This window comes from Nocardia sp. NPDC050718, from assembly GCF_040654235.1.
Taxonomy (GTDB): Bacteria; Actinomycetota; Actinomycetes; order Mycobacteriales; family Mycobacteriaceae; genus Nocardia.
In genome coordinates this window covers 99038-112806 of record NZ_JBFAHQ010000006.1, presented here as the reverse complement: position 1 = coordinate 112806, position 13769 = coordinate 99038, and the positions used below count along the sequence as shown (strand labels likewise).

Here is a 13769-nt window from a genome sequence, read left to right as displayed (position 1 = left end):
TTTCAGAACAACGCGCCGAGCAGCCGGGTGCAGCGGGCGATCATCGCCTCGGCGCTTTCGTCCGGGTGCCGCAGCCACCAGTTCACCAGCGCCGTCACCACCCCCATCCAGACATCGGTGAGCGCGGACAGGTCGGCGGGGTCGGTGATGCCGCGTTCGGCGAGCAGGGCGGCGGCACCGCGGTACGCCTGCTCGGCGAGGCGGCGTTCGGCCCGGTGCGAGGCCTCGGCCGCGACACCGTCCGGTGGGTACGACCGGTCGAGCAGCACGTTCCAGTCGTGCGGTCGGCGCGCGAGCACGGCGATGACGACTTCGAGCGTGTGCTCGGCCATCTCGATCCCCGGGGTGCCGTCGAAGACCGGTTCGATGGCACCGCACACCGTGTCGGCCGCCCGTTCGACACACGCGGCGTAGAGCCCCTCTTTGCTGCGAAAGTAGTGGAACACCATGGGTTTCGAGACCCCCGCCGCGGTCGCCACGGAACCAGGGGACAGCCCGGCGTAGCCGACCCGGCTGATCTGCTCACCGGCGATGTCGAGGATCTGCTGTTCGCGCTCGGCGCGCGGCACGCCCTTCGTTCCCGCGGTGCCCATCACGCCCTCCTTCACCTGGTTGACCGTGTCCGGCCATCAGGTAATTTACCGCCTCCCCGAAGAAGGTCAATTGAGCGGGCGTCCATCTCAAGCGCGGCGCACAGCTGGTTGACGTCGAATTGACCAAACGGTAATTTCCCCATCGGTCAGCTCGATGCACGTCCAGCGAAAGGCGCCGATCCATGGCGATCACGACTCCCCTGCTCCACGGCATTCAACGCACCGTCTCCGGCTCGTACGCGGTGAACGGCACCCCGTACGACCCGAGCACCCCGTTCCATCCGCCCCGCGGGCGCTACCGCACCGTGCACTACGGCCTGATGTTCCCCGGCCTGCCCGCGCCGCTGAACTTCCTGGACTTCATCACCGTGATCGGGCAGCCGAAGGTACGGGCGTTCCGCAACGCGCACCTGATCGAGACCACCGCGGCCGATACCGCGAACCTGCTGGCGGGCACGGCGGTCCGCTTCCCCGGCCAGTTCCGCGGCTACCAGGTCGCCCGGGATCTGGAGCTGGCGCCGGACGCGAGCCTGATCCGGTTCGGCGAGGACTTCGCGCTGCGCGGCAGCCATCCGGACTTCCTGGTCACCTACCGCAATCCGGAGTTCCGCGCGGATCTGCGGGTGCGCGCCACCGACAAGATCGCGCACTTCGCCAAGATTCGCGGCGGGCTCTACGACCACTGGTCGCTGCTGTGCGAGTACGAGGGGACCGTCGAGCATCAGGGCACCCGCTACGCGCTGTCCGGGCTCAACACCCTGGAATACGCCCGCGCCGTCTCGGTCGACCTGTTCATCGACTTCTTCACCTATCAGATCATCAACATCGACGCCGATACCCAGGTGCTGATGGTGGAAGTGCGTGGGCCACTGGGGGTTCCGTTCCAGCAGACGGTGTACGTGCGGTCCCGCACCGACCACGGCGGCGCCTACGAGAACGGCTACCGGTACCAGGTCTCCCGGTACGAGCCCACGCCACGACGGACGCCCGAGGGCCGGGACATGACGCTGGGCACCGCGTTCACCTGGGCGGTCGACGACGACAACGGCGACCGGCTGATCGAGATCGACGCCGTCGCCAACGACGACTACATCTACGGCATGGCCGGTGGCTACGTCGGCAGCTACCGCTACACCGGCACCTTCCGCGGTCGCCCCGTCACCGGCACCGGCTACGTCGAACAGATCGGCACGCCGTAGCCCCCACCCGGCGGCAGCGCGAACACGGCGGTCAGCGGGCCGGGAACCGCAGGATCCGGTCGTCGCCCGCGCGGACGTCGCCGCGGCCGTCGGTATTGGAGGTGGTGAGCCACAGCGCGCCGTCCGGGGCCACCGCGACGGTGCGCAGGCGGCCGTAGGACTCCCGCAGGACAGCCACCGGATTCGTCGCGTCGCCCGCGGACAGCGTCGCGGTCCAGAGTCGTTCCCCGCGCAGCGCGGCCACGTACACGGTGTCGCCCGCGATGGCGATGCCGGAGGGCGAGGACTCGGCGGTCGTCCAGGTGAGCAGCGGCTCGGTGAAGCCGCGGTCCGCGCCGCCCGCCCCTTCGACGACGGGCCAGCCGTAGTTGCGGCCCGGCTCGATCCGGTTGAGCTCGTCCCAGCGGTTCTGGCCGAACTCGGCGGCGTAGAGGGTGCCCGCGCGGTCCCAGGCCAGGCCCTGCACATTGCGGTGGCCGAGGCTCAGGACCGGCGAGCCCGGGGTCGGATTGCCCGGCGCCGGCGCGCCGTCGGGGGTGAGCCGCAGGATCTTGCCGTTCGGGCTCGCCGGGTCCTGCGAGCGGGCACTCTCGGCCGCGTCGCCGGTGCCGACGTAGAGCATGCCGTCCGGCCCGAAGGCGATCCGGCCGCCATTGTGGTTGCCCGCCTTCGCGATTCCGCCGTAGACCAGTTCCTGCGGTTCCCCCGGCCGGAAGCGCACGACGCGATTGTCGTCGGCCGCGGTGAAATACGCGTAGACGTAGCGGGTCTCGGCGTAGTCGGGAGCGACGGCGAGGCCGAGCAGGCCACCCTCGCCGCGGGCGACGACGCCGGACACCTGATGGACGATCTCCGGCGCACGACCGGGCGTCACGCGCAGGACGCGGCCCGAGTCCCGCTCGGCCACCAGGGCCGCGCCGTCCGGCAGGAACGCGAGCCCCCACGGCACGTCGAGACCGCGCGCGATCTCCTCGGCCGATCCCAGCGCGGGGCTGCCCGTCGGCGTGCTCGGCGCGGTCGCGGACACGGCCGCGGTGGGCGCGCTCCGGTCCGGTTCGTCGCTCGCGCAGGCGGTGCCCGCGAGGGCGACCACCAGCGCGGCGCCGAGGACAGCTCGTCGGCGACCGGTCGTCACCCCACCCATGGTGTCAGATCAGCTTGGCGAGCTGGTCGCGGTCGGTGGCGTCGAGTTTGATGCACGCGCGATAGATGTGCCCCTCGACGGTGCGGACCGAGACACAGAGCCGTTCGGCGATGGCCCGGTTGGACAGCCCGCGGCCGATCAGCGCGGCGATCTCGCGTTCGCGCTCGGTGATCGGGAGCGGGCGGGCGGCGGCCGTGATGGCCGGCGTGCCCGCACCGTCGCAGCGGGCCGCGAGCGCGGTGGCGCGGGCCGCGGCCTGGGCGCTGGGGCGGCGCTGGCCCGCGTGGTCGAAGATCGGGACGGCCTGGGCCGCGGCGTCGGCGGCGGCCAGCAGCATTCCCACGGCCTCGAACTCCACGCTGACCGCGGCCAGCGCCGTGGTGTCACCGTGGGCAACGGCGGCGGCGTGGCGGGCGTAGATGTCGGCCACCGGTCCCTGCACGCGGGCCGCGACGGTGGCGAGCCGGGTGCCGAGGGAGCGGTCACCGAAGCGGGCGGCATGGTGCAGCGCCTCCGCCTCCTGCGCGAACTGACCGGTGCGGTGGGCCAGGTCGGCGGCCTTACGGGCCAGGTCGATCGCGGCGTGCTGGCTGTGCTCGGCCGCGGCCACCCAGGCGCGGGCGATCATCCGCTGCGGCTCGTGCAGGGCCATGTGCGGGCCGCTGTGTTCCTCGGCGTCGGCGAGCACCCGCTCGGCCTGGTCGACCTCGCCCACCGCCGCGTAGGCCCGCGCCAGCACCAGCCGGGCGGGCAGCTGCCAGGGCAGGGTGCAGTCGGCGTTGAGCGCGGCCAGCGCCTGTTCGAAGGCGGTGATGGCGGCCCGGAACCGGCCGCGATAGGTCGCGACGACACCGATCGCGATGCGGGCGATGGCCCAGCCGGCGAACTGGCCGGCCGAGGAGAACTCCCGGTATTCCGAGGCCCGCTGTTCGGCCTGGTCCAGGTCGCCGATCATGGTCAGGGCCATCACGTCGCCGTAGCGCACCATCACCCGGATCAGCCCGTCGGTGGACTTCTGTTCGGCCGTGATCCGGGCCGCGATGGGGGCGAAATCGCCGCCGCGGCCGACGAACGGCAGCGCGAGCCCGAGGGTGAACGCCGCGAAATCGGCGGCCTGCCGGGGCGAGTCCGGATCGGCGAGCACCCGCTCGGCCTCCGTGACGCCGACGGCGAGCCGGTTCTCGTGCACCGCCATCGCCGCCCGGACCGCGTCGACCAGCAGTCGCAGCGACGGATGCTCCACGCGGGCGGCGACCAGGTCGATCACCTGGTGGGCCCGGTCGACATCGCCGAGCGACCAGAACTGCAGGCTCGCCCGTGGCAGGCCCCACTGCACGACCTGCAGCGGATCGAGCCGGTCGGGATCGAACCTGGCGAGGATCTCGTCGGCCTCGTGCGGTTTGCCCTGCCACAGCAGCGCCCGCGACAGCAGTTCGGCCGCGCGCAGGCCGCCGCAGCGCTCGCAGGCGGCGCGGGCCAGCCGCTCGCCCAGCGGCAGGTTCGCCAGCGCGATCGCGTCCTTGGCGGCGTTGATCAGCAGCATGATGTCGATCGGCTGATCGCTGTCGACGCACAGCTGCGCCAGCCGGATCCGCTCGGCGGGCGTGTCCAGCGCCCGGTCACGCAGGGTCTCGACGATGCGGCCGCGCCGGGAGCGGGCCGCGGCGGTGCCGATCCGGCGGCGGACCACCTCGCCGAGCAGCGGATGGCTGAACCGGACGTCGACCGAGGTGCCGTGGCGGCAGACCCGGATCAGACCGCTGAGCTCGGCGGCGTCGACGGCGTCGACCCCCACCAGCTCGGTGAGGATGTCGATGTCGAGCGGCTCGTAGACCGACAGCATCCGCAGCGCGTCGAGCACCGGTTCGCCCGCCCTGGTCAGCCGCTCGTCGAGCAGGTCGACCAGCCCGGACGGCACCGCGGTCGGACCACGCAGCTGCCAGACCCCGTTGACGTCGGTCAGCGTGCGCGCCTCGACCGCGCCCTCGACCATGTTGCGCAGGAACAGCGGGTTGCCGCCCGAGGCCTCCCACATGACATCGGCGCTGAGTCCCTCCAGCGTCCCGCCCAGTACGGTCTCGACCAGGGCGGTGCACTGCGGTTTGGACAGCGGGGTGAGTTCCACGCGGGCGAGGAACCCGTCCTTCCACAGTGAGGTGATCGCGTCGGGCACGGGCTCGCCGGAGCGGACCGTGGCCACGATGCGCGCGCTGCGGTCGACGGCGATCTGGTGCACCAGGGTGGCGGAGAGGGTGTCGAGCAGGTGCGCGTCGTCGACACCGATCACCGTATCCGGTTGCGCCAGTACGTTTTCCCGCGCCGAGTGCAGCAGGGCGAGTGGATCACGCGAGGCCGAGGCGGCGATCCAGGGGGCGAACGCGCCGAGCGGAATGGCTTGTGAGGAGGCGGTGCACGCCACCCAGCGGACCGGGTCCGCGAGCACCGCGGTGACCAGCCGGGCCAGCGTGGTCTTGCCGATGCCTGCGGCGCCGACCACTATCACTCCGCCGGTGTTCGTGTTCGTCAAAGCCGTACGGACGGCATCGAATTCGGCGGGGCGATCGAGCAGTTGCCACAATTCGCCCATACACCAAAATTCTAGTTCGCGACCGGCTCCCCCACAACGGATCGGAGCAGTGGTCATGGCGGCAGCTCGGTGGCGTCGCGGGGCTCGAGCCGCGGCGCGTTGTTGACGTCGTGGCGGTAGTCGCTCGACGCCTCGTAGACCCGCTTCTTGAGCCGGTTGATCGACCCCAGCGGGCGATGCGCGTCCAGGCCGCGCCAGGAATTGAACGACAGCACGTCGTCGCCGTAGGCACGCCGCTGCGGGGTGTAGGGATCCTGGACGTCGAACCGGATGGTCGCGACGGTGCGATGCGGAGACGCTTCCTCCGGCCACGGCACGGTCGCGTCCTCGATCGGCATGGTGGCCACGTCGGTGCACAGCTGCGCGCGTAGTTCGTAGGTGGCGCTGTGCGCGCCGAAGAAGTCGATGATCGCGTCCTGGTGGGCGTTGACCCCGGCCGCCGTGCTCACCGGTTGTCCTTGCAGCGCAGCGGCTTCCGGTGACACCGGGACGTAGAGCAGCTTGGCGACGTAGTCGCCGTAGCGGATCGGCGCCGAGGTGTAGAAGGTCTCGCCGAGGATGTGGGTGTTGGGCGCGACGAACACCCCCAGATTCGGCGGCACCCGCTTGCCGATGCGCCGCAGCACGTGCCTGTCCAGCGCCGCGACGAGATCGCTGCCGGTGCGAAGGACTTCGTCGGGCAGCCGGGCCAGCACCCAGGCGGTCGGCATGCCCTGGGTGAGGTAGGCGTGCGCGTCGGCGAACAGGAACTCCCGGTGGGTCACCATGATGAGGTCCTGGGTGGTGGCCTCGTCGCCGGCCATCGCGCGCGGGCCGTGCACCCCCAGCACCTTGATGCCGAGGCCACGCACGCCGCGCAACTGATCGCTGCGGATGACCCCGGAGGTACTCGACAGCCGGGCGATGACCGGATACGTGGCAGGCCTGGCGAACAGGCCCTGTGCCAGCTCGGGAGGCAGGCCAGGGGGCACGGTCAGTTCGCCGCGCAGGATGCCGTGGCTCTTGGCGTGCGCGTCGCGCAGGCCGCGCTTGTACTTGCGGTAGGCGCGTTCGTTGTTGTCGCGCAGGACCGCGATGATCTTGTCGATGATCTGTTCTTCGTCGGGGCGCGGCTGTTCCAGGTCGTCGCGGAAGCGAAGGTAGGTCATCGCGGAGTCCTCCACGGGGCGAAGGGATTCGCGACGCCCTCCAGGGCGGGCGCCAGCGTGGGGAAATGCCGCAGCAGCACGGTGCGCATGCTGTTGTCGCGCACCCAGGCCATGCCTGCCTCGGTGTAGATCTCGGGCCGGAAGTCGGTGGTGAAGAACCGGTCGGCCGACAGCCGCCGCGAGGCCATCAGCACGAAGACCCGGAAGGCGGTGTCGCTGAAGCCGAAACCGGGCGGCTTGGGCTCGGCGTACAGGCCGATCATGAGGTCGACGTCGTCGACATCGCCGTAGATCTCTGCGAGCTCAGCCGCCCACTGTGGGTTGTCGGTCAGCTCGTCGAACGAGCCGGCGGGCGGGAGCCGCAGCTGACGCCGGAACTCGTTGTAGCGCGGCACCCCTCGTTCGCGGACCCGCAGGATGTCGATGGTGGCGAGGTCGATCAGGGGCTGACCGGGCCGGGCCAGTTCCTGGAGGTGGCGTGGATAGTTGTGCAGCGTCAGCGCGCCGGGATGGGCGCGGCCGAAGGAGTAGAACAGCGTGTCCATCGGGGTCTCGCCGAGGCGCTCGCGGATGTGGGCGACCCCCAGCTCGGGGAACGGATGCTCGGCCAGCACCCGGTCGTCGGTGAGACTGCGCACCACGAGGTCGTCGGGGATCAGCGGGTGCATCCGGTACACCGAGACGAACTCCTCGGTCAGCGCGTAGGGCACGCCGTGGTCGTCGACCGCGGAACCCGGGATGCCGGAGAGCACTTCGTTGCCGACGAGGCGGCCGAACCGGCGCGAGAGGCGCTCACCGAGGACGCCGAACCAGTTGGCGCGCATGGCGGCGACGGTGGTGGGGTGGGCGATGATCGCCGGGGTCCAGTCGACGGTGTGGATCTTGGCGATCAGCGCCGCGTTGATCAGGCGCGCGGTGTCGTAGAGCTGCTGGTCGTCCAGGTCGGGATAGCGCCGCGACAGGCGGCGGCAGATCGCGTTGTGCTCACGCAGGAACAGCGAATGCAGCAGCGCCAGGCCGACCCAGGCGTTGGCGGCCGCGTCCGAGAGCGCGAGCAGGCTCGCCGCGTCCAGCGGCGGCAGGCCGAGCTCGTCGATCACCAGTTCGCCGTTCTTGCCCGAGCGCAGGGCGGAGGCGAATGCCGGTGTGCTGCCGTAGATCTGGGAGGCGTCCCACCAGTGCGAGTCCTCGGTGACATGGCTCGGCGGATCGCCCGGTTCGGCACCGGGAACCGCCGCGGTGCGCTGGATCGTCATCGGCCGTTCGGGCCAGGGGTCGTGCTCGTCGAGGGTCACCCGGAACGGCTCGCGGTCGGTGCGGGTGTGACTGAACCAGTCGTGCACCTCGAACTGGATCCAGGCCGCCGCCAACAGGTTCAGTGTGGTGGCTGGCTGGAAGCGGTCGCGGGCCAGCAGGCGCAGGCTGACCTGGCGCGGGTTGGGCTCCTGGATCCGGACGGCGTCCTCCGGATGGCTGTGCTCGGGGGCGAAATTGCGTCCGAACCGGCAGCCGACCGAGCCGGTGCGCGGATCGTCGGCGTTGTTGTAGGAGCCGTCGATGGTGCGCGCGGCACGGTGTTCGCCGGTCGTGTCCGGTGGCAGTGGTCCGGCCGGATGTCGGCCGGTGTCGAACAGATTGCGGGATCGCAGCCTGCTGCGCAGGCCGACCAGCACGGCCAGCCCCAGCGGTGTCGGTAACCGGAACCAGCCCACCCGCCGGTCGAGCGCTTCGGCGGCTTCGACCGCGGCGCGGGCGACGAACGACAGGTGGGGTGGCGACGACTGCGGCGGAATCGCCGGCTCTGCCTCGACCATCGAGAACCTCCACATAGCTGACTGGCTCGAACCGCGATGTACGAGAAGTGGTCGAAGATCAGTTTCCTCCTCCGACGTGACCTATGTCATGAGTAGTGCACTACTCAGGGCCGTGACCGGCCCGTGTCCGGAATACCGCCGTGGCGCCGCGAACCGGCCCGCGGCAATCGAGTAGCGAATTACGCGCGCCGAGCGGTGGGGCGATGGGCGACGCTGCTCGGGTGAATACTCCGATCGAAATCAAGGTCAATGTCGACGGGGACCTCGTCGATGCCCAAACCCGGCTCGGCTGTACCAACGCCGCCGCGATCAGCCGGGACGTGTGGTTCGCCGAGCCACGGGTCCCCGGCGCCCGTGGCGCGCCCGCCCTGCTGGCGGGCCGGATCGCCATCCGGCTGCGCAGCGGCGACTACGACGACCTGACCGTCAAACTGCGGCCGTGCACCGCCGCGCAGCTGGTCGGCCGCTGGGCGACGCCGTTCACCGAGCCCGGGATGCAGTACCGCGTCGAGGGCGACTGGTGCGGCGACCGCCGGGTGCTGTCGGCCTCGGTGGTGAGCAGGCGCCCGGCCGGTTCGCTGCGGGTGGCCGCCCTGTGCGGCGAGGACGTCACCGAGGCGCTGGACTCGGCCCAGCGTCAGTTCCTGGTCAGCTGCACGCCCCCCGGTGTCGCGGTCGATCATCTGCGGGCGATGGGCCCGGTGGCGTCGACGAAGTGGACGAACGTCGCCGTCGGCGAGCTGGCGGTCGACGCCGAGCGGTGGACCGTCGGCGGCCTCGACCTGTTCGAATTGTCCCTGCGAGTGACCCCCTGGCCCGGCGAGTCCGCCACCGACCTGCACGCGCGCGCCCTCGACGTGCAGCGCGCGCTGCACACCGCCGTCCGCGGCTACGGGCTGTCCATCTCGACCGAGCTGACCAAGACCGAGCAGGTCCTCACCCTGCTCGCCGAGACGAGCTCGGTCGTCGAGTAGGCGCTACCCCGGCCGGGTCACCAGCGGCTTGCCGGTCTCGCCGTCCGTGTCCGGTGCCCCGGCCGCGCGCGCTCCGCGCAGCCCGGCGAAGACCGGATCGTCGAGGGCCCGCTCGGCCACCTCGTGCCCGAGGGCGCGGTAGGCCTCGAAATCCCATTCGCTGTAGAGCTGGTCGCCGGTGGAGGTGTACGGGAAGTCCGGATGCGCCCTGCTGTAGTTCTCCAGGTCCCAGCTCAGGTCGTCGACCAGTTGCGACCTGACGTAATAGATGTCGGTGGTGGCGCCGTCGAGATGCGTGGCGACACCGCGCGCCCACGCCTTGTGTGCTCGCTTCCGGTCGCCGCGCAGCATCTGTCGCAGGTCGACGCTGATCTGCACGCAGTGGTCCATGCGCGCCGTCGCGATGGCCTCGGCCAGCGCGCAGAACCGGTCGTCGGGACTGCCGCTGGCGTCGAGGACGATGACCGCCGCGGGCCGCCTGCGCAGCGCCTCCACCAGGCCGAGGTTGTCGTAGTGCCCGCCGTCGGTGACGTAGAGCCACCGGTCGTAGAGCGACGGATTGCCGAATGCCTCGCGCAGCAGCCGATACGGTCCCGGCTTGTCGGCCCAGCTGTACAGCGCGGGCAGCTTCGCGGCGAGCTTGCCCTGCGGGACGGGCTGCCAGTACGGATTCGGCAGCCACACCCCCAGGCGCGCGTTGAGCAGGGCGAGCAGGATCCGCACCGGCCGGGTGCGGGCGCTCTCGCGGCCGGTCAGCGGGCTGAACGCGGCGCCGCTGATGGCCATCGCGGCGGGCACGGTGACATCGCGATACCGGTAGTCGGCCAGCTGCTCGTAGGTCCCGGTCGGGCGCAGGCCGTCCTGGGTGAGCGCGCGGTCGCCGACGACACCGATCCGCTCGGGATCGAAGACGAACGGGACGCAGCCACGCCGGGTGGGCACGAAGGCGACGTCGTTGGCGTTGGCGGCGGCCGCGATGACCAGCCGCGGTCCGTGCCCGACCGGCCTGCCGTAGTCGGAGTAGCGCAGCGCGGTGCTGTAGGGCAGCGGCACCGCCTGGTGCGAGCGCGGATCCTTGTCCACGAGAAAGGCTTTCGACAGCGCTTCCCGGTAGTAGGTGTGCAGCGAAGTGCGGTTGGCGTCGGTGAACACCTTGATCGCGACGGCGATGCCGATCATCCACCAGGCCAGCGTCCAGTTCGAACGGGCGTGCGCGTCGGTGGCGAAGACCGTCGTCCAGCGCAGCAGCAGGACGACCGCGACCGCGACGATCAGCGCGCTGCCCAGCCACGGCGCGACTTGCTTGCGCATCACCGCGAGCACGCGTCCGTACCAGCCGCTCGACCCCTCCCCGGTGTGCAGGCCCTTCCACGCCGAGCGGCCGAGCCCGACCACCGCGAGCAGCGTCGCGGTGAAGGTGAGCGCGCCCTTGCCGCCCGGATCGACGAGCCCGACCAGCAGCGTCGTCGCCGCGCCGCCGGACCCGTCCGTCACCCGGCTCAGCGCGTACAGCGCGACCGGCACCCCGACGAGCAGCACCGCCAGCGGCACCCCGATCCCGAGCAGCACCCGCGATGCCTTCGCGAGGATGTTGCGCATCCGGTCGGGCACCATCGTCAGCCGGTCCCAGGCCTTCTCCAGCACGAACGCCGCCAGCGCCAGCGCGAACGGGCCGAGCGCGATCGCCAGGTACCAGTACCCGCCCGCCGGGACCAGGTGCAGCTCCAGCCGATCGCCGTCGCGGGTGAGCACATCGATGTCGTCGAGCAGCCAGCCCAGCCACCACGACACCGCCAGCAGCGCGATCCCGACCAGTGTCGCGTTCACGGCGATGCCGTAGAGCAGGGAGAACACGGCACGGAACTTGTCGGTGCCGCGCGGTATCAGGTAGCGCGTGCGGCGGCGCAGATAGGCCAGCTCCGAGGATTCGAGCGCGTACGGATCGGTGAAATTGCGGTGCACGATGTGCATCGCCGCGGCGATGTAGCCGCCGCCGCTCACCCCGACCACGGCGGTCGCGCTCTGATAGCGCCCCCGGTCCCGCAGGACCTGCAACGCGCCGAGGCAGAACGACGCGGACCGGATACCCCCGCCGGAGCAGCAGATGACGAGTCCCTCGGGCGCCGTGGCGGCGGTCGGGGTCTGGGCGTACTTCGGTTGCGACGGGTCGTCACCGGCCAGCCGGTTCTTGGTGCCGCTGTACCAGGTGATCGCGGTGATCACGAGGGCCAGCAGCAGGAAGAACAGGTGCAGACCCGCCTGGGCGCGCAGCAGCGTCACGGTGGTGCCGCCGCACGAGGCGGGCGCGCCGGTCAGCTGGATCGCCAGCACGAGGTCGACCACGCCGTCGCCCGCGGACAGGATCAGCGAGCCGACGAACACCCATTTCGCGAACCGGGCGTACTTCGGGTCCAGCCGCAGCGAATAGATGTAGACGTAGTACCGGTAGGTGGCCGTCGGCGCGGCGATCGCCATCATGGCGCCCACCAGCAACGCCAGCAACCCCGCGGTGTGGCATTCCTGCGGCGTGCGCGCGCCGAGCGGGAACGCCATCGTCGCCTGCACCGCGACGAGGAAGACCACGATGCCGGTGGTGGACGCGAAGACCTTGCCCCGCCCGACCTGTTCGATGGTCGCCAGGCCCGAGGTGACGTGGTCACCGCTGGCCCGCACGGGCGATCCGGCGTGCTGTTCGGCTGTGGTCATGGCGGTCAGTTCACGATGATGAAGTTGAAGAGCACCCGCAGGTTGGCGTCCCAGCCGACGTGATAGCGCACCGTCATGGTGCCGTCAGCGTGCGGGACGACATTGAGGACCTGCATCGTCGCGGGTCCGAGGAACGGGGTGCCGTCGGCGTCGACCTCGGTCAGGCTGACCGAGACCTGGCTGTCGGCCAGCACCGTGGCGTTCGGGAAGCCGAACACCCAGGCGCCCGTTCCATGGGTACGGAGCACCTTCTGGGCCCAGAAGAGGGAGGAGACGTTGGTCCGGTCGATTCCCCTCGTCCCGACGCCGTTGTCGGGACCGCCGGCCGGTGCCTTCGTCGTTTCGAACCACTCCTCCTCGGTGTCCGGGCTGGCTGCCAGGACCGCGTCCTCGGTATCCGAATCGAACATCTCCCTGTCCTTCCGAAGAGTGGGGAGATTCCCACATCGCTATGGTCGCGCATCCGGTACCTGTTCCGAACGCGTACCGCACTACTCCACCTCGGCGCGGCGATTTCGCCGATTGGGGTAGTGCCGCACGCTATCGAGACAGGTACGGCCGCCGAAGAATTGATCCGCGCCGGACTCCCCCGGCACACCTGATCGGACATCCCAGACGGAGGGAAAGACAGTGAGCGGATATTCCTTGCACATCGGATTGAACCGGGTCGATCCCACCGCCTACGGCGGCTGGGACGGCGCACTCGCGGGCTGTGTCAACGACGCGAACGCGATGGCCGCGCTGGCGGCCGCGCAGGGCTTCGCCACCCCGCGCGTCCTGCTCGACGGCGCGGCGACCTCGTTCGCGATCATCGGCGAGATAGCCCGGCTCGCCGGCACGGCGCGCGCGGGTGATCTGGTGCTGATCACCTACTCCGGCCACGGCGGCCAGACCAGGGACGTCGACGGCGAGGAGGACGACCGCCAGGACGAGACCTGGGTGGCGTTCGACCGCCAGATCGTCGACGACGAGCTGTACCGGATGTGGTCGCGGTTCGCCCCCGGCGTGCGGGTGGTGGTCTGCTCGGACAGCTGCCACAGCGGCACGGTGGTCCGCGACGCGTTCACCCGCGAGACCCGCACGGCGATCGTCGATCTGGCGGCGCGCGACTATCCCGGCGACGATCTGGGCGCCGTGGTCCACGGCAGCGCCAAGGCGATGCCGCTGGACGTGCAGGCCGAGGACAACAAGCAGCGCGCGGCGATGTACGCCTTCGTCCAGCAGCTGGCCGGACCGAGCGCGCGGGCCGTCGTCGAGGCGGGCGTGGTGCTGCTGGCCGGGTGCCAGGACTCGCAGCTGTCCTACGACGGACCGGTCAACGGACAGTTCACCGGTGCGCTGCTACGGGTGTGGGGCGACGGGGCGTTCACGGCCGGTTACCGGCAGTTCCATCAGCGGATCATGAATCTGATGCCGCCGGACCAGGTTCCGAACCTGTTCACGATCAACGCCGACACCGCGTTCCTGGAGCAGCGCCCGTTCACGCCGTGAACAGCTCGGGGCGGGGGGGGGGGGGGCGGCCCCCCCCCCCGGGGGGGGGGGCTGGGGGCGGGTGGGGGCGCGTGGCGGCGCCACCCCCGGGGGGGGGGGGGTCGGGGCGCGGT

Annotated in this window: 10 protein-coding genes; 3 read left to right on the top strand and 7 right to left on the bottom strand. The window is 70.9% G+C overall.

The features are described from left to right. Positions 1-2: 2 nt before the first annotated feature. Complete coding sequence (locus tag AB0H54_RS26140) at positions 3-593, bottom strand: TetR/AcrR family transcriptional regulator (RefSeq protein WP_357348663.1); 591 nt, start codon at positions 591-593, stop codon at positions 3-5. A 182-nt stretch (positions 594-775) separates the two neighbouring features. On the opposite strand from AB0H54_RS26140, the gene AB0H54_RS26135 reads away from it, so the two are divergent. Beyond that, positions 776-1792, top strand: a complete 1017-nt coding sequence (locus AB0H54_RS26135; protein ID WP_357348661.1) for a DUF6670 family protein — start codon at positions 776-778, stop codon at positions 1790-1792. Positions 1793-1823: 31 nt separating this feature from the next. Here AB0H54_RS26135 and AB0H54_RS26130 read toward each other — a convergent pair whose 3' ends face one another. Genes AB0H54_RS26130 through AB0H54_RS26115 form a run of 4 tightly spaced genes read right to left on the bottom strand, consistent with a single transcriptional unit; the run spans position 1824 to position 8485 of the window. Continuing rightward, on the bottom strand, positions 1824-2927 hold the full coding sequence (locus AB0H54_RS26130; protein ID WP_357348659.1) for a PQQ-dependent sugar dehydrogenase: 1104 nt from the start codon (positions 2925-2927) through the stop codon (positions 1824-1826). A gap of 13 nt (positions 2928-2940) precedes the next feature. After that, a complete protein-coding gene (locus tag AB0H54_RS26125) occupies positions 2941-5523 on the bottom strand; it encodes a LuxR C-terminal-related transcriptional regulator (protein ID WP_357348657.1) in 2583 nt (860 codons plus the stop codon). A gap of 53 nt (positions 5524-5576) precedes the next feature. Beyond that, complete coding sequence (locus tag AB0H54_RS26120; RefSeq protein WP_357348655.1) at positions 5577-6671, bottom strand: catalase family protein; 1095 nt, start codon at positions 6669-6671, stop codon at positions 5577-5579. Then, positions 6668-8485 carry a peroxidase family protein gene (locus AB0H54_RS26115; RefSeq protein ID WP_357348653.1) on the bottom strand — a complete coding sequence of 606 codons (1818 nt, stop codon included), beginning with the start codon at positions 8483-8485 and terminating at the stop codon, positions 6668-6670. Before AB0H54_RS26115 ends, AB0H54_RS26120 begins: the two co-directional genes overlap by 4 nt. 221 nt (positions 8486-8706) lie before the next feature. On the opposite strand from AB0H54_RS26115, the gene AB0H54_RS26110 reads away from it, so the two are divergent. Beyond that, positions 8707-9459 (top strand): hypothetical protein, encoded by a 753-nt coding sequence (locus AB0H54_RS26110; RefSeq protein WP_357348651.1) that lies wholly within the window; start codon positions 8707-8709, stop codon positions 9457-9459. A gap of 3 nt (positions 9460-9462) precedes the next feature. Here AB0H54_RS26110 and AB0H54_RS26105 read toward each other — a convergent pair whose 3' ends face one another. Together AB0H54_RS26105 and AB0H54_RS26100 are read right to left on the bottom strand one after the other, a co-directional pair. Beyond that, the gene (locus AB0H54_RS26105) at positions 9463-12165 is read right to left on the bottom strand and encodes a hypothetical protein (RefSeq protein ID WP_357348650.1); all 2703 of its coding nucleotides are present in this window, start codon (positions 12163-12165) and stop codon (positions 9463-9465) included. A 5-nt stretch (positions 12166-12170) separates the two neighbouring features. Continuing rightward, entirely contained in the window at positions 12171-12575 is a 405-nt protein-coding gene (locus AB0H54_RS26100) for a hypothetical protein (RefSeq protein WP_357348648.1), read from the bottom strand. Between the two features lie 235 nt (positions 12576-12810). Between AB0H54_RS26100 and AB0H54_RS26095 the strand changes: the two genes are divergently transcribed. Continuing rightward, complete coding sequence (locus tag AB0H54_RS26095; RefSeq protein WP_357348646.1) at positions 12811-13656, top strand: caspase family protein; 846 nt, start codon at positions 12811-12813, stop codon at positions 13654-13656. The last annotated feature ends 113 nt before the right edge of the window (positions 13657-13769 follow it).

What these genes read in the sequence shown, in the direction of transcription:
- AB0H54_RS26140 (WP_357348663.1), bottom strand. Translation starts at nt 593, where the DNA reads ATGGGCACCGCGGGAACGAAGGGCGTGCCGCGCGCCGAGCGCGAACAG.
- AB0H54_RS26135 (WP_357348661.1), top strand. Translation starts at nt 776, where the DNA reads ATGGCGATCACGACTCCCCTGCTCCACGGCATTCAACGCACCGTCTCC.
- AB0H54_RS26125 (WP_357348657.1), bottom strand. Translation starts at nt 5,523, where the DNA reads ATGGGCGAATTGTGGCAACTGCTCGATCGCCCCGCCGAATTCGATGCC.
- AB0H54_RS26120 (WP_357348655.1), bottom strand. Translation starts at nt 6,671, where the DNA reads ATGACCTACCTTCGCTTCCGCGACGACCTGGAACAGCCGCGCCCCGAC.
- AB0H54_RS26115 (WP_357348653.1), bottom strand. Translation starts at nt 8,485, where the DNA reads ATGGTCGAGGCAGAGCCGGCGATTCCGCCGCAGTCGTCGCCACCCCAC.
- AB0H54_RS26105 (WP_357348650.1), bottom strand. Translation starts at nt 12,165, where the DNA reads ATGACCACAGCCGAACAGCACGCCGGATCGCCCGTGCGGGCCAGCGGT.
- AB0H54_RS26100 (WP_357348648.1), bottom strand. Translation starts at nt 12,575, where the DNA reads ATGTTCGATTCGGATACCGAGGACGCGGTCCTGGCAGCCAGCCCGGAC.